This is a genomic window from Pseudomonas sp. FG13, assembly GCF_057809755.1.
Genome location: NZ_JBMDKO010000060.1, coordinates 3,356 through 23,187, shown reverse-complemented (window position 1 = coordinate 23,187; position 19,832 = coordinate 3,356). Strand labels below are relative to the sequence as shown.

Sequence of the window (19,832 nt, the reverse complement as noted above, 5' to 3'; positions counted from 1 at the left end):
ATCTTGGGGAAGGTTTCTCCCTCACGGCCCTGGTCGATACCTCGATCGGTGCCGCACGCATCTGCGGTTACATGCAGATGGCACTGGACAGCCTGGTCACCGCCCTGGAGCAAGCGCCGCACACTGCGCTGCACGCCTTGACGGTCCTGCCGCCCGCCGAACGCCGGCAGTTGCTGGAAACCTGGAACACCCGGAATGCCGAATATGCCGCAGACGCCCTGATCCATCGTCAATTCGAAGCCTGGGCAATGGCCCAGCCGGACGCCGTGGCGGTGGTCCATGAAGACCAGACGCTGACCTACGGTCAGCTCAATGCCCGCGCGAACCAGTTGGCCCACAGCCTGTTGGCCGTGGGTATTCGCCCGGACGACCGGGTGGCGATTTGTGTCGAGCGCGGCCTGGACATGATTGTCGGCCTGTTGGGCATCCTCAAGGCGGGGGCGGGCTACGTGCCGCTGGACCCGGCCTATCCGGCGGAACGCATCGCCTACATGCTGCACGACAGCCGCCCGGTGGCGCTGGTAACCCAGCGTGAGTGGTGTGAAACCCTGCCGCCATTGAGCGTGCCGACCGTGCTGCTCGATCCGCTCGAAGCCGGCGAAATGGAGCAGCAGCCACGGCATAACCCGGATGTACCGGGCCTTGGGGCCAGTCACCTGGCCTATGTGATCTACACCTCCGGCTCTACCGGATTGCCCAAAGGCGTGATGGTCGAACACCGCAACGTCGCGCGATTGTTCTCGGCCACCCAGCCGTGGTTCGATTTCGGCCCGCAAGACGTCTGGGCACTGTTCCATTCCTTTGCCTTCGATTTCTCGGTCTGGGAAATCTGGGGCGCACTGACCCAGGGCGGCCGTCTGCTGGTGGTGCCGCAACTGGTCAGCCGCTCCCCGCAATACTGCTATGCGTTGCTGTGTGAGGCCGGGGTGACCATCCTCAACCAGACGCCGAGCGCGTTCCGCCAGTTGATCGCGGCCCAGGGCGAGAGCGACCTGGACCACAGCCTGCGGCAGGTGATTTTCGGCGGCGAAGCACTGGAAACCGGGATCCTCAAGCCTTGGTACGCTCGTCAAGCCAACGCCCGCACGCAACTGGTGAATATGTACGGCATCACCGAAACCACCGTGCACGTGACCTACCGTGCACTGTGTGCTGCCGACGCCCAACTGACCGGCGTCAGCCCTATCGGCAAACGCATCCCTGACTTGCAGTTGTATGTGCTCGACGCACAACGCGAACCCGTACCGGTCGGTGTGGTCGGCGAAATGTACGTCGGTGGCGCGGGTGTGAGCCGCGGTTATCTGAACCGCGAGGAGCTGACCGCCGAGCGTTTCCTCGACAATCCCTTCAGCGATGAGCCGAACGCCCGCCTGTACAAGACCGGTGACCTGGGTCGCTGGCTGGCGGACGGCAGTATCGAATACCTCGGGCGTAACGATGACCAGGTGAAGATCCGCGGCTTCCGTATTGAACTGGGTGAGATCGAGGCCAAGCTGGCCGCCTGCAACGGCGTGCGTGAAGCCGTGGTTCTGGCGCGCCAGGACACCCCTGGCGATCAGCGTCTGGTGGCCTATGTGATTGCCGAAGAGGGCGAGCCACCGTCGGCGGCCGAACTGCGCGCCGAGCTGCTGGGTTCCCTGGCGGAATACATGGTGCCCAGCGCGTTCGTGATGTTGACGGTATTCCCGCTGACCACCAACGGTAAGCTGGACCGCAAGGCGTTACCGGTGCCCGACCAGTCCTCGGTGGTGACCCGCGAATACGAGGCGCCCCAAGGCGAGGTCGAGACAGCGATTGCGCGGATCTGGCAAGACCTGCTGCAGGTGGAGCAGGTCGGCCGTCATGACCATTTCTTTGAAATGGGCGGCCATTCGCTGCTGGCAGTGAAGCTGGTCGAGCGCATGCGCCAGATCGACCTGGCTGCCGACGTCCGCGTGCTGTTCGGCCAGCCAACGCTGGCGGCATTGGCGGCGGCCGTAGGCGGCGTGCGCGAAATCGTGGTGCCGGCCAACCTCATTCCCGCCGACTGCACACGAATCACCCCGGACATGTTGCCCCTGGTCGATCTGGACCAGGACGGTATCGACCGCGTCGTCGCGTCGGTGCCGGGTGGTGTACGCAACGTGCAGGATATCTATGCCCTTGCCCCATTGCAGGAGGGGATCCTGTATCACCACCTTGCTGCGGCCCAGGGCGACCCCTATCTGCAATATGTACAGTTCACCTACGACAGTCGTTCCCGCTTGGACGACTTCGCCAGGGCGTTGCAAGACGTGGTGTCTCGCCACGATATCCTGCGTACCGGCGTGGTTTGGGAAGGGCTGGACGAGCCTGTGCAAGTGGTCTGGCGCGAGGCCCGACTGGGGCTCGATGAGATCGTGCTGGACCCGGCGGCGGGAGATATCGCGCAACAACTGCGCGAGCACCTGCACCCTCGCCATCATCGCCTGGACATCCGTCAGGCGCCGATGATGCGCATCGGCTATGCCGAAGACGTGGCGAACAATCGCTGGGTCGGCATGCTGCTGTTCCACCACATGGTCGACGACGCGACGTCCCTGGCCATGCTCACAGCGGAAATCGAGGCCCATGTGATGGGGCGCGAGCATCTGCTGGCAGCCTCGGTGCCGTATCGCAACTATGTAGCCCAGGCCCGTCTGGGCATCAGCCGCGAGGAACACGAAGGGTTCTTCCGCGAGATGCTGGGCGACGTGACCGAGCCGACGTTGCCGTTCGGCCTGCAGGATGTGCAGGGCGACGGACGTGGGATCGAAGAAGTCCGCCAGCCGGTCGATGGAGCGCTCAGCCAGCGCTTGCGGGCGCAGGCCCGTCAACTCGGGGTGAGCGCGGCGAGCCTGTATCACTTGGCCTGGGCGCAGGTGCTGGGCCGTGTCTCGGGCAAGGACGACGTCGTGTTCGGCACCGTGTTGCTGGGCCGGATGCAGGGCGGCGAGGGGGCCGACCGGGCACTGGGAATGTTCATCAACACCTTGCCGTTGCGGGTGGAACTGGGCACGCAGGGTGTACGTGCCGGGGTCAAGGTGACCCATGCACGCTTGACCGCTTTGCTCGGCCATGAGCATGCCTCTTTGGTGCTGGCCCAGCGTTGCAGTGGCGTGACCGCGCCGGCACCGTTGTTCAGCGCGCTGCTGAACTATCGTCACCTTGGTGCGCAGACGGCTTCCAGCGAAGCCATCGCGGCCTGGGAAGGTATCCAGGTTCTGGGCGGCGAAGAGCGGACCAACTATCCGTTGACGTTGTCGGTGGATGACCTGGGCGAAGGCTTCAACCTGACCGTCATGGCTGAAGCGTCGATCGGCGCCGGGCGTGTCTGCGACTATGTGCAATGCGTGCTGGAGCATCTGCTGGAGGCGCTGGAGCAGTCGCCCCTGGCGCCATTGGGCGAGTTGCAGATCCTGCCGCCGGCCGAGCGCCGACAACTGCTGGAAACCTGGAATGCCTCGGATGTGGTCTATGCCGACAATGCGCTGATCCATGGGCAGTTCGAGGCACGTGCGGCGACACACCCTGATGCGGTGGCCGTGGTGTTCGAGAGCCGGACGCTGACCTACGGTGAGCTCAATGCCCGGGCCAACCGGCTCGCGCATCATTTGCTGGCCCTGGGCATTCGCCCGGATGATCGGGTGGCGATCTGTGTCGAGCGTGGCCTGGACATGATCGTCGGCCTGTTGGGCATCCTCAAGGCGGGCGCCGGTTATGTGCCGCTGGATCCGGCCTATCCGGCCGAACGTCTCGCCTATCTGTTGCAGGACAGTGCGCCGGTTGCGGTGTTGGCACAGACCGCGACACGTCGCTTGTTGGCCGACAGTCCGGTCGCTGTGGTTGATCTCGACGGTAGCGACTGGCAGGAGCAATCCGTGCGCAATCCGCAGGTGAAGGGGTTGAATTCCAGTCATCTGGCTTATGTGATCTACACCTCCGGTTCCACTGGTTTGCCCAAAGGCGTGATGGTCGAGCACCGCAACGTGGCCCGGCTGTTCTCGGCCACCCAGCCGTGGTTCGACTTCGGCCCGCAGGACGTCTGGGCACTGTTCCATTCCTTCGCCTTCGACTTCTCAGTCTGGGAAATCTGGGGCGCGCTGACCCACGGCGGCCGCTTGTTGGTGGTGCCGCAACTGGTCAGCCGTTCGCCGCAGGAGTGTTATGCTCTGTTGTGCAAAGCGGGCGTCACGGTGCTGAACCAGACGCCAAGCGCGTTCCGCCAATTGATCGCGGCCCAGGGCGAAAGCGACCTGAGCCACAGCCTGCGCCAGGTGATCTTCGGTGGCGAGGCCTTGGAAACCGGCATCCTCAAACCGTGGTACGCCCGGGCAATCAACGCCGGTACGCAGTTGGTGAACATGTACGGCATCACCGAAACCACCGTGCACGTGACCTACCGTGCACTGTGCGCGGCGGATGCCCAGCTGGTCGGCGTCAGCCCGATTGGCGGGCGTATTCCCGACCTGCAACTGTACGTGCTCGACGCGCGGCGCGAGCCGGTACCAGTGGGCGTGGTGGGTGAAATGTACGTCGGTGGCGCGGGTGTGAGCCGCGGTTACCTGAACCGCGACGAACTGACCGCCGAGCGTTTCCTGAAGAACCCGTTCAGCGATGAACCGAACGCCCGCATGTACAAGACCGGCGACCTCGGTCGCTGGCTGGCGGACGGTAGCATCGAATACTTGGGCCGTAACGACGACCAGGTGAAGATCCGTGGTTTCCGTATCGAGCTGGGCGAGATCGAGGCCGCGCTGGCGGCTTGCGAAGGGGTCAGCGAGGCGGTGGTCATCGCCCGCGAGGACGAGCCGGGCGACAAGCGTCTGGTGGCTTATGTCATCGCCAGGGAGGACGCGCAGCCAGTAGCTGCCGAGCTGCGCACGCAGTTGCTGGGCTCGCTGGCCGACTACATGGTGCCAAGCGCCTTCGTGGTGCTCGACGCCTTCCCGTTGACCACCAACGGCAAGCTGGACCGTAAGGCGTTGCCGGCACCGGATCAATCGGCGGTGATCAGCCGCGAATACGAAGCTCCCCAAGGGGAAGTGGAAAGCGCCATTGCCCGGATCTGGCAGGATTTGCTCAAGCTCGAACGAGTAGGTCGCCACGACAATTTCTTCGAGCTGGGCGGTCATTCGCTGCTGGCGGTCAAGTTGATCGAGCGCATGCGCCAGGTGGATCTGAGCGCCGACGTGCGGGTGCTGTTCGGCCAGCCGACATTGGCTGCGCTGGCTGCTGCGGTCGGCGGACACGCAGACGTCGTGGTGCCGGCCAACCTCATTCCCGCTGGCTGCACGCGAATCACCCCGGACATGTTGCCCCTGGCCGATCTGGACCAGGAGGCCATCGACCGGATCGTGGCCGCAGTGCCTGGCGGCGTCGCCAACGTGCAGGACATCTATGCCCTGGCGCCGTTGCAGGAAGGCATTCTCTACCATCACCTGGCCGCGGAGCAGGGCGACCCCTACGTGTTGCAGGTGATGTTCGGCTTTGACAGTCGCGAGCGCCTGCAAGCCTTTGCCCAGGCTTTGCAGAGCGTGGTGTCGCGTAACGATATCCTGCGCACCAGCATGGCCTGGCAGGGCCTGGAGTCACCGGTGCAGGTGGTCTGGCGCCACGCGACGCTGGCCCTTGAAGAAATCGGCCTGGATCCGGCGGCGGGCGATGCAGTGCAACAGTTGCACGAACGCTTCGACCCGCGTCACTACCGCCTCGACATTGCCCAGGCACCGTTGATGCGGCTGGCCTATGCCCAGGATCTGACGAACCAGCGTTGGGTCGGCATGCTGCTGTTCCATCACGTGGCGCTGGACCACACCGCCCTTGAGGTGGTGGTGCATGAAATGCAGGCCAGCCTGCTGGATCAGGCAGAGCTGCTCGCACCGGCTGTACCGTACCGCAATCATGTCGCCCAGGCCCGGTTGGGCGTGAGTCGCGAACAGCACGAAGCGTTCTTCCGCGACATGCTGGGTGACATCGACGAACCGACGTTGCCGTTCGGTCTGCTGAATGTGCAGGGCGACGGCAGTGGCATCGAAGAAGTGCAACAAGGCGTGGATGCGGCATTGGCCCAGCGCTTGCGGGCGCAGGCCCGTCAGCTCGGGGTGAGTGCGGCGAGCCTGGTCCACCTGGCCTGGGGCCAGGTAGTCGGGCGCGTCTCAGGGCGTGAAGAAGTGGTGTTCGGCACCGTACTGATGGGCCGGATGCAGGGCGGCGACGGTGCAGACCGGGCGCTGGGGATGTTTATCAACACCTTGCCGCTGCGGGTGAGTGTGGGGCAAACCGACGTCCGTACAGGCGTGAAGGCCACCCACGCCCGGTTGAGCGGGTTGCTGGGGCATGAACATGCTTCCCTGGCCTTGGCCCAGCGTTGCAGCGGCGTACCGGCCTCGCTTCCATTGTTCAGCACGCTGTTGAACTATCGGCACAGCGCCGGTGAAGCCGCGTCCGAGCAGGCCATCTCGGCCTGGCACGGGATTCACACCCTGGGCATGGAAGAACGGACCAACTACCCGTTGTGCCTGAACGTCGACGACCTCGGCGAAGGTTTCCTGCTGACGGCCCAGGCGGTGGTCGAAGTGGGTGCGCGACGTGTCTGCGGCTACATGCATAGGGCGCTGGAGAGCCTGGTGCAGGCGCTGGAGCATGCACCTGACGCGCCGTTGCGCGAGTTGTCGATTGTACCTGCCGACGAGCGCGAGCAATTGCTGGTGGCGTTCAACGCCACTGACGCCGAGTATCCACTGGAACAGACCATTCACGGCTTGTTCGAGGACCAGGTGCGGCGCACGCCGGATGCGCTGGCGGTGCGTCATGGCCGGCACCAGCTCAACTATCGCGAACTCAATGGACTCGCCAACCGGTTGGCCCATTACCTGCGCAAGCAGGGTGTGCAGCCGGACTCGCGGGTGGCGATCTGCGTCGAACGTGGTCTCGACATGGTCGTTGGGTTGCTGGCGATCCTGAAAGCCGGTGGCGGTTACGTGCCACTGGATCCGGCCTATCCGGCGGATCGGATTGCCTACATGCTGGAGGACAGTGCTCCGGCGGCGATCCTGGTGCAGACGGCCACACGTGGCTTGCTGGGCGAGACGGCAATCCCGTTGATCGATCTCGACAAAGGCATCTGGCAGGACGAGGCGGCGCCCAATCCGCAGGTCGATGGCCTGACGTCGGCGCATCTGGCCTACGTGATCTACACCTCCGGTTCCACCGGTTTGCCGAAAGGCGTGATGATCGAGCACCGCAACACAGTGAACTTCCTGACCTGGGCCCATCGTTCGTTCGATGCGAAAACCCTGTCCAAAACCCTGTTCTCGACCTCGCTGAACTTCGACCTGGCGGTGTACGAATGCTTCGCACCGCTGACGTCGGGCGGCAGCATCGAAGTGGTCACTAATGTGCTGGAACTGCAACACGGCGAGCACGACATCACCCTGATCAACACCGTGCCGTCGGCGCTCAAGGCGCTGTTGGAATCCGGTGGTTTGAGCGATGGCGTCGATACGGTCAACGTGGCCGGCGAAGCGCTCAAGCGTAGTCTGGTGGAAACACTGTTCGAGCAGACTTCCGTCAAGCGCCTGTGCAACCTCTACGGCCCTTCGGAAACCACGACCTATTCCAGTTGGGTATCGATGGCCCGTGAAGACGGCTTTGCTGCCCACATCGGCAAGCCTGTGGCGAACACCCAGTTCTACCTGCTGGATGAGCATAAACAACCGGTGCCGCTGGGCGTGCCGGGTGAAATCTACATCGGTGGCGCAGGTGTTGCCCGTGGTTATCTCAACCGTGATGACCTGACGGCCGAGCGTTTCCTCAGGGATCCGTTCAGCAGCGAACCGAATGCCAGGATGTACAAGACCGGCGACCTTGGCCGTTACCTGCCGGACGGCAACATCGAATACCTGGGTCGTAACGACGACCAGGTGAAGATCCGTGGTTTCCGCATCGAACTGGGCGAGATCGAAGCCAAGCTCGCTCAGCACGAGGCCGTGAAGGAGGCGGTGGTGCTGGCCCGCGAGGACGTACCAGGCGATAAGCGTCTGGTCGCCTATTTCACCCAGTCAGAAACGGTGGACATCGAAACCCTGCGCCGCCACCTGCAAGCGCAGTTGCCGGAATACATGGTCCCGGTGGCCTACGTACTTCTCGCCACACTGCCGCTGACCCCCAACGGCAAGCTCGACCGCAAGGCCTTGCCGGCCCCAGACCTGGATTCGGTCATCACCCGCGGCTACGAAGCCCCCCGAGGCGAAATCGAAACGACCCTGGCGCAGATCTGGCAGGACCTGCTGGGCCTGCAACAGGTCGGCCGTCACGACCAATTCTTCGAATTGGGTGGCCATTCATTGCTGGCGATGCAACTGATCTCCCAGGTCCGTTTGCGCCTGGGCGTGGAGCTGAGCCTCACCGCTCTGTTCGCTCATCCCGGACTCATGGAGCTGGCGCAGGCCGTGTCTCAGGCCGGGCGCAGCACATTGCCCGAGATTGTCAGGGCCTCCCGCGACGAACCCTTGCCGCTGTCGTTCGCCCAACAACGCCTGTGGTTCCTGGCGCAGATGGAAGGGGCCAGCTCGGCCTACCACATGCCGGCCGGCCTGCGTCTGCGCGGCACGCTGGACCACGTCGCCCTGCAGCGGGCACTGGATCGCATCGTTGCCCGCCATGAGGCGTTGCGCACGACTTTCTTACAGGCCCAGGGCGAGGAGCCCTGGCAGTGTATCGCCGCGGCCGATAGCGGTTTTGCCTTGCTGCAGCATGACTTTTCCGAGCGGATCGATGCCGAAACCGAAGTACACGCCTTGGCGGCGCGGGAAGCCGTCGACGCCTTCGACCTGGAGCATGGCCCGCTGATCCGTGGCCGATTGATCCGCCTGGGTGACGAGGAACATGTGCTGCTGGTGACCATGCACCACATCGTTTCGGATGCCTGGTCCATGGGTGTGTTGGTCAAGGAGCTGGCAGCGCTCTACGAAGCGTTCCGCCATGACCTGGAGGATCCGCTGCCGACGCTGGCCGTGCAATACGGCGACTATGCCCTGTGGCAACGCCGCTGGTTGAGCGGCGAGGTCTTGCAAGCCCAGAGCAGCTACTGGCGGCAAACCCTGGCCGATGCGCCGGCGCTGTTGATGTTGCCGACGGACCGCGCGCGCCCGGCGCAGCAGGACTACAGCGGGGCGGCGCTGCCCCTGGCGTTCGACGCTGAGCTGACGGCCAATCTCAAAACCTTGAGCCAGCGTCACGGCGTCACCCTGTACATGACGTTGATGGCGGCTTGGGCGGCGTTGTTGAGTCGCCTTTGCGGGCAGGACGACGTGGTGATCGGTTCGCCGGTGGCCAACCGCACACGGTCGGAAGTCGAAGGGCTGATTGGCTTCTTCGTCAACACCCTGGCCGTGCGTATCGATGTTTCGGGCGCACCGACGGTCGAGGCCTTGCTGGCGCGGGTCAGGCACCAGACCCTTGGCGCCCAGGCGCATCAGGACCTGCCGTTCGAGCAGGTGGTGGAAGTGCTCAATCCGGTACGCAGCCTGTCCCACAGCCCGCTGTTCCAGGCCATGTTGTCCTGGCAGACCCTGGACAACAGCGAGCTGGTGTTGGGCGACCTGAAGCTCGAAAGCCTTGGTGTGGCGAGCAATATCGCCAAGTTCGACCTGTCCCTGGAACTCGGCGAGGCCCAGGGGCAGATCTTCGGCGCCCTGGAATACGCCACGGCTTTGTTCGACGAGGCCACGGTGCAGCGTTACCTCGGTTATTTCGAGCGGGTGGTGCGTGCCATGGTGGCAAGTGACCAGACGCTGATCGAACAGATCGCGCTGGTGGATGACGCCGAACGCCAGCATCTGCTGGTCGGACTCAACGCGAACCAGGCACCGTACCCCCGTGAACAGACCATCCATCAACTCTTCGAGGCCCAGGTCGCGACGCGGCCGCAGGCCATTGCCGTGGTATTTGAAGGCGAGCGCCTGAGCTACGCCGAACTGAATCGCCAGGCCAACCAATTGGCCCATCACCTGATCGGTCTGGGCATCCGTCCGGACGACCGCGTGGCGATCTGTGTCGAGCGCAGCGCCGAAATGCTGGTGGGCCTGTTGGCGGTACTCAAGGCCGGCGGCGGTTACGTGCCGCTGGATCCGGCGTATCCGGCCGAACGATTGGCTTACATGATTGCCGACAGTGCCCCGGTAGCGCTGCTGACCCAACGCGCACTGCAAGACCGCTTGCCGCCACTGGCTACGCCGGTGGTGCTGCTCGACTACGTCGAACGGGTGCGCAGCGGCATTGCCACAGGCCGCGAAGACAACCCGGTGGTGGCGAACCTTGGCGTGCGTCACCTGGCCTACGTGATCTACACCTCGGGTTCGACCGGCGCGCCCAAGGGCGTGATGATCGAACACCGGGGCCTGGTCAACTACTGCGTGGATGCCGTGCGCCTGTTCGAACTGACGCCGGCCGACACGGTGCTGCAGCAAAACACGTTGAACTTCGACCTGTCGGTGGAAGAGATTTTCCCGGCGCTGGTCGCCGGCGCCACCCTGGCGCCGACCCGTGTGCTGTTCGGCAGTGTCGAGTTGCAGCAGGACGCCGGGCTCCGGCCAACCTTCGTGCATTTGACCGCTGCGCATTGGCATACCCTTGCGGCTGAATGGCACAGCACGCCGGCGCAGGCCCGCGATCATCTGTGCGACGTGCGCCTGGTCAACGTCACCGGTGACGCCCTGTCGATGCAAAAGCTGCAGATGTGGGACGCGGTACGCCCGGCCCATACCCGACTGATCAATACCTACGGCCCGACCGAGGCGACCGTGTCGTGCACCGCCGCCTACATGCATTACGACGCCGACGGCGCGGTCGGCAACGCCACCATCGGCACGCCGATGGCCAACACCCGTATCTACCTGCTGGACATGCACCGTCAGCCAGTGCCATTCGGCGTGGCGGGGGAGATCTACATCGGTGGCGATGGCGTGGCCCGGGGTTACCTGAACCTCGACGCGATCAATGCCGAGCGCTTCCTCGTCGATCCGTTCAGCGACCAGCCCGATGCCCGCATGTACAAGACCGGCGACCTGGCCCGTTATCGTCCCGACGGACGCATTGAGTACCTGGGACGCAATGACTTCCAGGTCAAGGTGCGGGGATTCCGTATCGAGCTGGGTGAAATCGAAACCAGGCTCAGTCACTGCGCCGGGGTCAAGGAAGCGGCGGTGATCGTGCGCGAGGACACGCCGGGGGACAAGCGCCTGGTGGCCTATGTCGTGCCGCAGGTTGGCATCACTCTGAACGCTGCTACCTTGCGCTCGGAGCTGTCGACGCTGCTGGCCGAGTACATGGTGCCGAGTGCGTTCGTCAGCCTGGCCGCGCTGCCGCTGACGCCGAACCGCAAGCTCGACCGCCAGGCATTGCCGGCGCCGGATGCCGAGGCCTTCGCCAGTCGTACGCATGTAGCGCCGCAAGGCGCCACGGAAGTCGCCCTGGCGCAGATCTGGCAGGGCATGCTCAACGTCGAAGCGGTGGGGCGTCACGACCACTTCTTCGAGCTGGGCGGGCATTCGTTGTTGGTGATGCGCTTGATTGCCCAGGTGCGCGAGCAGTTGGGGGTGGAACTGAGCCTGAACGAGGTCTTTGCCCAACCCGAGCTGAGCGCGTTGGCCCAAGTGCTGGCCCGAGCGGCACGCAGCACCCGTCCGGACATCGTGCCGGTGTCCCGTGAGCAGGCATTGCCGCTGTCGTTTGCCCAGCAACGCCTGTGGTTCCTCGCGCAGCTGGACAACGCCAGCGCGGCGTATCACATTCCCACCGGCTTGCGTCTGCGCGGTGCGCTGGACACCGCCGCCCTGGGCCGTGCCCTGGATCGCATCGTCGCCCGTCACGAAGCCTTGCGCACGACCTTTGTCCAAGGCCAGGAAGTGGAGCAACGCATTGCTCCGGCCGACATCGGTTTCGCCTTGCAACGGCATGACCTGTCCGCCCACCCGGATGCCGAGGCCGAGCTGTCGCGCATGGCCGGGGAGGAGGCGCGGCAGGCCTTCGACCTGAGCCGTGGCCCGCTGGCCCGTGGTCGCCTGGTGCGCATGGGCGATGCCGACCATGTGTTGCTGGTGACCCTGCACCACATCGTCTCGGACGGCTGGTCCGCCGATGTCCTGACCCGTGAGCTGGGCGTGCTGTACGCGGCATTCAGCCAAGGCCAGGACGACCCGCTGCCGGCCTTGCCGGTGCAATACGCCGACTATGCCGTCTGGCAGCGGCGCTGGCTGACCGGCGAGGTGTTGAGCCGTCAGGAACACTACTGGCAGGACACCCTGGCCGGTGCACCGGCATTGCTGACCTTGCCGACGGACCGACCACGGCCGGCCCAGCAGGATCATTCCGGTCATGCGGTAGGGATCGCCTTCGATGAAGCGCTGACCGAAGGCCTCAAGGCCTTGAGCCAGCGTCATGGCGCCACGTTGTTCATGACGGTGATGGCCGCGTGGGCCGCGTTGCTGAGCCGGATGTCCGGGCAGGATGATGTCGTCATCGGTACACCGACGGCGAACCGCATGCAGGCGGAGGTCGAAGACTTGATCGGCTTGTTCGTCAACACCCTGGCGGTGCGCGTCGAGGTTTCGCCCGAACTGACCGTCGAGACCTTGCTGCAACGGGTCAAGGCCCAGACCCTGGGCGCCCAGGCGCATCAGGATCTGCCGTTCGAACAGGTGGTGGAAGTGGTCCGGCCATTGCGCAGCCTGTCCCACAGCCCGGTGTTCCAGGCCATGTTGTCATGGCAGAACAGCGAAACCGGCGGGATGGAATTGTCCGAGCTGTCACTGCAAGGGTTGGGAGTGACCAGCCGCACCGCCAAGTTCGATGTGCTGCTGGACATGGCCCTGATCGATGGGCGCCTGTTCGGTTCGCTGGAGTACGCCACGGCACTGTTCGACCAGGCCACGATGGAGCGCTACCTCGGTTACCTCGAATGCATCTTGCGCGCCATGGTTGCCGATGAGCAGGCCCTGGTGGCGCAGATCCCTCTGTTGGAAGACGCTGAGCGCCAGCATCTGCTGGAAGCCTTCAATGCTACAGCCGTCGACTATCCGCAAGGCCTGACCCTGCATGGCCTGTTCGAGGCACGGGTCACGACCTGTCCGGATGCCGTCGCCGTGGTGTTCGAAGCGCAACAACTGAGCTACGCCCAACTGAACCAGCGAGCCAACCAGATCGCCCACCGGTTGCTTGCCCTGGGCATTCGCCCGGATGACCGCGTGGCGATCTGCATGGACCGCAGCGTGGAAATGGTCGCGGCGCTGCTGGGTATTCTGAAATCGGGCGCCGCCTACGTGCCGCTCGACCCGGATTACCCGGCTGATCGCCTGGCCTACATGTTGGAAAACAGCGCCCCGGCCGTGGTGCTGACCCAACGCGTCTTGCAGGCGAGCCTGCCCGCGACCGACGCCAGGGTGATGGTGTTCGAAGACGAAGACTTCGCCACGCAGCCGACCGGCAATCCGCAGGTCTCGGGCCTGCATGCCAGCCATTTGGCCTACGTCATCTACACCTCCGGTTCGACCGGCCTGCCCAAGGGCGTGATGAACGAGCATGGCGCGGTGGTCAACCGCCTGCTGTGGATGCAGGACGCCTACACACTGAGCGCCGCGGACGCGGTGCTACAGAAGACCCCGTTCAGCTTCGACGTCTCGGTATGGGAGTTCTTCTGGCCGCTGTTCACCGGCGCCCGGCTGGTGATGGCGCGTCCCGGTGGACATCGCGACCCGGCGTACCTGCGCGAAGTGATCCAGACCCAAGGCATCACCACGCTGCACTTCGTGCCGTCGATGCTGGACGTGTTCCTGGCCCATGGCGAAGCTGGCGAGTGCGAAGGGCTGCGCCAGGTGATGTGCAGCGGCGAAGCCTTGCCAGGCCATCTGGTGCGGCGCTTCAAGGCGCAATTGCCACGGACGTCTTTGCACAACCTGTATGGCCCGACCGAAGCGGCCGTCGACGTGACGGCGTGGGACTGTTCCGGTGCCGAGACGCCGGACAGCACGCCGATCGGCAAGCCGATCGCCAACACCCGGATCTATCTGCTCGACGCCCACCAGCAACCGGTGCCCATGGGCGTGGCCGGGGAGATCTACATCGGTGGCGTCCAGGTGGCGCGGGGTTATCTGCACCGTGCGGAGTTGACGGCCGAGCGTTTCCTCGCCGACCCGTTCAGCGACCGGCCGAATGCCCGAATGTACCGCACCGGCGACCTGGGGCGTTATCTGGCGGACGGCAACATCGACTACTTGGGGCGTAACGATGACCAGGTGAAGATCCGTGGCTTCCGTATCGAACTCGGCGAGATCGAGGCCAAGCTTGCCCAGCACGGGGCGATCAAGGAAGCCGTGGTGCTGGCTCGCGAAGACGTGCCGGGGGCCAAGCGCCTGGTGGCGTATTTCACCGTGCACGGTGACGAGCACCGCGTCGAGATCGAAAGTCTGCGAACTCAGTTGCAAGGGCAACTGCCGGAATACATGGTGCCGGCGGCCTATGTGCAGCTTGAGGCATTGCCGCTGACGCCGAATGGCAAATTGAATCGCAAGGCGCTACCGGCACCGGACCTGGCGTCGGTGATTACCCGTGAATACGAAGCGCCGCAGGGTGCTGTGGAAACGACACTGGTTCAACTGTGGGCCGAGCTGCTCAAGGTCGAAAAGGTGGGACGTCATGACCACTTCTTCGAATTGGGTGGGCACTCGTTGTTGGCGGTCACGTTGATCGAGCGCATGCGCCAGGCCGGCTTGAGCGCCGATGTGCGCGTGCTGTTCGGCCAGCCGACCCTGGCCGCGTTGGCGGCAGCCGTGGGCGGCGCGACGGAAATCGCGGTGCCGGACAACGGCATCGTGCCGGGTTGTGAGCGGATCACCCCGCAGATGTTGCCGCTCGCCGACCTGACCCAGCAGGAAATCGACGCCATCGTCGCCGGCGTGCCCGGTGGCGTGAGCAATGTCCAGGATATTTACGCCCTGGCGCCGTTGCAGGAAGGGATTCTGTATCACCACCTGGTTTCGCCGCAGGGCGATCTCTATGTGCAGCAAGCCATGTTCAACCTTGATGACCGTGCCCGGCTGGATGCGTTCGTGAACGCGCTGCAGGGCGTGATCGACCGCCACGATATCCTGCGCACGGCCGTGCTCTGGGACGGCTTGCGCGAGCCGGTGCAGGTGGTGCTGCGGGAAGCGTCACTGGCGGTGCAGGCCTGTACGGTCGAGCCGGGTCAGGACGTGATGGCTCAGCTTCGTGAGCGTTTCGACCCTCGGCACTATCGGCTCGATGTGCGCCAGGCACCCATGATGCGGCTTGCCTGTGCCTATGACGACGAGCACCAGCGCTGGGTCGCGCTGCTGCTGTTTCATCACATTGCACTCGATCACACCGCGCTGGAGGTGATCCAGCACGATATGCAAGCGTACTTGCTCGGGCAACAGGCACAGTTGGGCGATGCCGTGCCGTATCGCAACTACGTGGCCCAGGCCCGGCTTGGCGTGACGCAAAGCGCCCACGAGGCATTCTTCAGGGACATGCTCGCGGATATCCAGGAGCCGACCCTGCCATTCGGCCTGCAGGATGTGCAGGGCGACAGCCATGTCATCGAACAGGCCCGGTTGGGCGTGGACGACAGTTTGAATCGTCGTCTGCGGACACAATCGCGTCTGCTTGGCGTCAGCGCAGCGAGCCTGCATCACCTGGCCTGGGCGCGGGTGGTGGGCGCTGTGTCCGGGCGCGAAGACGTGGTGTTCGGTACCGTACTGATGGGCCGGATGCAGGGCGGTGAGGGGGCCGATCGGGCGCTGGGGTTGTTCATCAACACCTTGCCGCTGCGGGTTGACGTCGGCGTCGACGGGGCACGGGCAGGCGTCAAGACGACGCATGCGCGTCTCACCGCGCTGCTGGGACACGAACATGCGTCGCTGGCGCTGGCACAGCGTTGCAGCGGTGTTGCTACGTCGACGCCGTTGTTCAGTGCGCTGCTGAACTACCGGCACACTGCGACGCAGGTCACCCAGGAGGCCCAGTCGGCCTGGAACGGGATCGAGGGGCTCGGCGGTGAGGAGTGGAGCAACTATCCACTGTCGCTGAACATCGACGATCTCGGCGAGGCCTTCGTGCTGACCGCCTTGGCGGAGTCGCGCATCGGGGCAGAACGCATCTGCGGCTACATGCACACGGCGCTGGAAAGCCTGGTCGATGCGCTTGAGCATGCGCCCGAGGTACCTTTGCGTGAGCTGGCGATATTGCCGGCGGCGGAGCGCCGGCAACTGCTGGTCGACTTCAATGCGACGGACTCGGTCTATCCCCGCGAAGAGACGGTCCACAGCCTGTTCGAAGCCCAGGTCAGGGCCCGGCCCGACGGGATTGCACTCCAGCATGGGGCGCAGCGACTCACCTACCGGGAACTGCACGAGCAAGCCAGTCACCTGGCGCATTGCTTGCTTGAACGGGGCGTCCAGCCAGGGTCGCGGGTCGCGATCATGCTGAACCGTTCGTTCGAGCTCATCATCAGCGAACTGGCGATCCTCAAGTGCGCCGCTGTCTATGTACCGCTGGACCACCATGCGCCGGAGGAGCGGCAGCGCTTCATGTTGCAAGACAGTGCCGCGGTGCTGGTGTTGACGACCAGTGACAGGGTCTTGCCGGAAGACATGCCGCGATTGGACCTGGACACACTGCAATTGATCCAGGCTGCACGGCCGGCGGTATTCCCCACTCAAACCAGCGATACACCGGCGTACATCATGTACACCTCGGGCTCCACGGGCCACCCGAAAGGGGTGATCGTGCCGCACCTGGCCATAGGCCGATTGGCGATCAATAACGGCTACACGGACTTCGGTGTACAGGATCGCGTGGCGTTCGCCTCGAACCCGGCGTTCGACGCCAGTACGATGGAAGTGTGGGGGGCGTTGCTCAACGGCGGGCGCCTCGTGATCATCGATCACGAAACCTTGCTCAGCCCGACGCAATTCGCCCAGGCGCTGACAGAGGCCGAGGTGTCGGTGCTGTTCCTCACCACCGCCATGTTCAATCAATACCTGATGTTGATTCCGGATGCCCTGGCAGGCCTGCGGATTCTGCTGTGCGGTGGCGAGCGCGGTGATCCGGCTTCCTTCCGGCGGCTGTTGGCCCATGCTCCTTCGCTGCGGCTGGTGCATTGCTATGGTCCCACCGAGACCACCACCTTTGCGACAACCCATGTGGTCACTGCCGTGCCCCATGGCGCAACGAGTGTCCCGATCGGCCGTCCTATTGCCAACACCCGGGTGTATATCCTCGATGCCGCGCGCCAACCGGTACCTGTGGGTGTCGCGGGGGAGATCCATATCGGTGGTGTCGGGGTAGCCCTCGGTTACCTGAACCGGCCGGACCTGACCGAGGAACGCTTCATTGCCGATCCGTTCAGCGATTCGGGCAGCGCGCGTCTGTACCGCAGTGGCGATCTTGGCCGCTGGCTGCCCGACGGCACCATCGAATACCTGGATCGCAATGACGGTCAGGTCAAAATACGTGGCTTCCGTATTGAGCTCGGTGAGATCGAGGCCCGTTTGCACGAGTGCCATGGGGTGCGCGAGGCCCTGGTGGTTGCGCGTGAAGACAGTCCGGGCGACAAGCGCCTGATCGCGTATTACACCGAGCACGAGAACGGTGGGGGCCTCGATGCAGACGTCCTGCGTGCCCAACTGCGCTCCGTGCTGCCGGAATACATGATCCCGGCGGCCTATGTGAGATTGACGGCGTTGCCGCTGACACTGAACGGCAAGGTCAACACCGGGGCGTTGCCGGTACCGGAACTGCACGCTTATGGGAGCCAGGGCTACGAGGCGCCGCAAGGCGACCTGGAAGTCACGCTGGCAGGCTTGTGGGCCGACGTCCTGAAGCTGGAGCAGGTCGGTCGTCACGACAACTTCTTTGAACTGGGCGGTCATTCATTGCTGGCGATCCGGCTGGTCGGGTTGTTGGCTCAGGCCAACCTGACCGTCTCGCTGGCCGAGCTGTTCCAGCACGAAAGCGTCGCGTCGATGGCAGCGATGTTGCAGGCCCGCACCGAGGAGGTCCAGGTCAAGGAGGCCATCGTACCGGTGCGCACCACCGGCCAGCAGAATCCGCTGTTCCTGGTGCACGAGTTCAGTGGCCTGGACCTGTACTTCCCGATGCTGGGCAAGCACATCGACCCGGATATCCCGGTGTATGGCCTGCCTGCCGTCGAGTGGGGCGAGCCGCAGTTGCAGACGATGGAATGCATGGCCTCGCGGCTGGTGGGGATCATTCGCTCGGTACAGCCAGAAGGGCCTTATCGTCTGGCCGGCTGGTCGTTTGGTGGTGTGCTGGCCTACGAGACCGCGATCCAACTGATCGGCCTGGACGAGAAGGTCGAGTTCGTCGGCCTGATCGACAGCTACTTGCCTCGGCTGGTGGATCAGGGCCGGTCGCGCTGGGCGTTGGACGAAGCCCACAAGCTGCATCTGCTGGACCGCTGCGATGTGTTCTGGAGGGCTGCGTTGCCTGGCGAAGAAGTACTTGCAGCGATCCTGGAGAAACTGGTCGATCTGCAAGGACAGTTGGATCGATTCGATTTCGACGGCCTGGTGCAGCATTGCCGCGATGAGGCGGTGCTGCCTGCCGAGCTGGCCGTCTACAGTGCCGAGCAGCTCTGGCAGTACCTCGATCGCGAAGTGGCCCACGGTCATGCGTTGGCCCATTACATGGTGTACCCGATTTCCGTACCGGTGCATCTGCTGGTGGCCGAAGAGCGCAAGGACGACGCTCCCGAGCACGCAGGCTACCTGGGTTGGGACGCTGTCCTGCCGACGTCGCAGCTGCATTGCGTCAAGGTGCCGGGTAACCACCAGAGCATGATGCAGATGCCCCATGTCCAGGCGTTGGGCCAGGCCATCAGCGCTGCACTCCACACCGTCGCATCGCGTCCGGTGCCCTCAGCGAAGAGCGGTTACCAGCCGCTGCTGACGATTCAGGGCGGGCGCGCCGACCGGGCACCGATCTTCTGCGTACCGGGTGCCGGCGACAGCGTCACCGGTTTCATCGGCCTGACCGACGCCTTCGGCCCGGACTGGCCTATCCATGGGTTGCAACATCGAGGGCTGGACGGCAGCACAGAGCCTTTCAGCCTGGTGGAGACCGCCGCCCAGGCGTACCTCGAAGCCATCGACAAGGTGCAACCGGAGGGGCCGGTGCATCTGCTGGGGCATTCCTTCGGTGGCTGGATTGTCTTCGAGATGGCGGCTCGCCTGCACGCTCGTGGCCGCAAGGTGGCCTCGTTGACGTTGATCGACAGCGAATCGCCAGGCGGCAACGGCGTGGTGGGCAGGCCTTATACCGGGACTGGCGTGCTGAACCGGTTGATCGAGGCGATGCAACTGGCCTCGGGCAAATCCCTCGGTATCGATGCCACGGTGTTCGGTGCCCAGGACGATACGGCGCAGATGCGCTTGTTGCATGCCGGCATGGTCCGCGCCGGCATGTTGCCACAGCGTTCGGCGGTGGATTCGATGCGTGGTCCGGCGCGGGCCTTCGGTACGGCCCTGCGTACGGTTTATCAACCGCAACATCAATACACCGGGCCGGTGCGACTGGTGCTGGCGAATGATCCGACCCTGGATACCGCCGGCAACAAGCGCGAGCAACAGCAAATGATCGAAGGGTGGCGCAAGCATGTACCGGACCTGAGCATCTGGTACGGGCCGGGCAACCACTTCACGATTCTCAAGGCACCACACGTACATAACCTGGCTGCCTGGTGGCAGGACGGCCTTCCCATGCTCGATGAGGAGGAGGCCAGTGACTACGTCTAG

The 19,832-nt window shown here is 64.3% G+C and carries 1 protein-coding gene (cut by a window edge); it reads left to right on the top strand.

All coding sequences use genetic code 11. The annotated features are described in order from the left end of the window. Positions 1-19,832, top strand: partial view of a non-ribosomal peptide synthase/polyketide synthase gene (locus ACODTO_RS27075; RefSeq protein WP_489107321.1) — the 3' portion only. The gene continues 11,065 nt to the left of window position 1, outside the view; 19,832 of the gene's 30,897 nt are visible here — the last part of the coding sequence; the start codon falls outside the window, past its left edge; its stop codon occupies positions 19,830-19,832.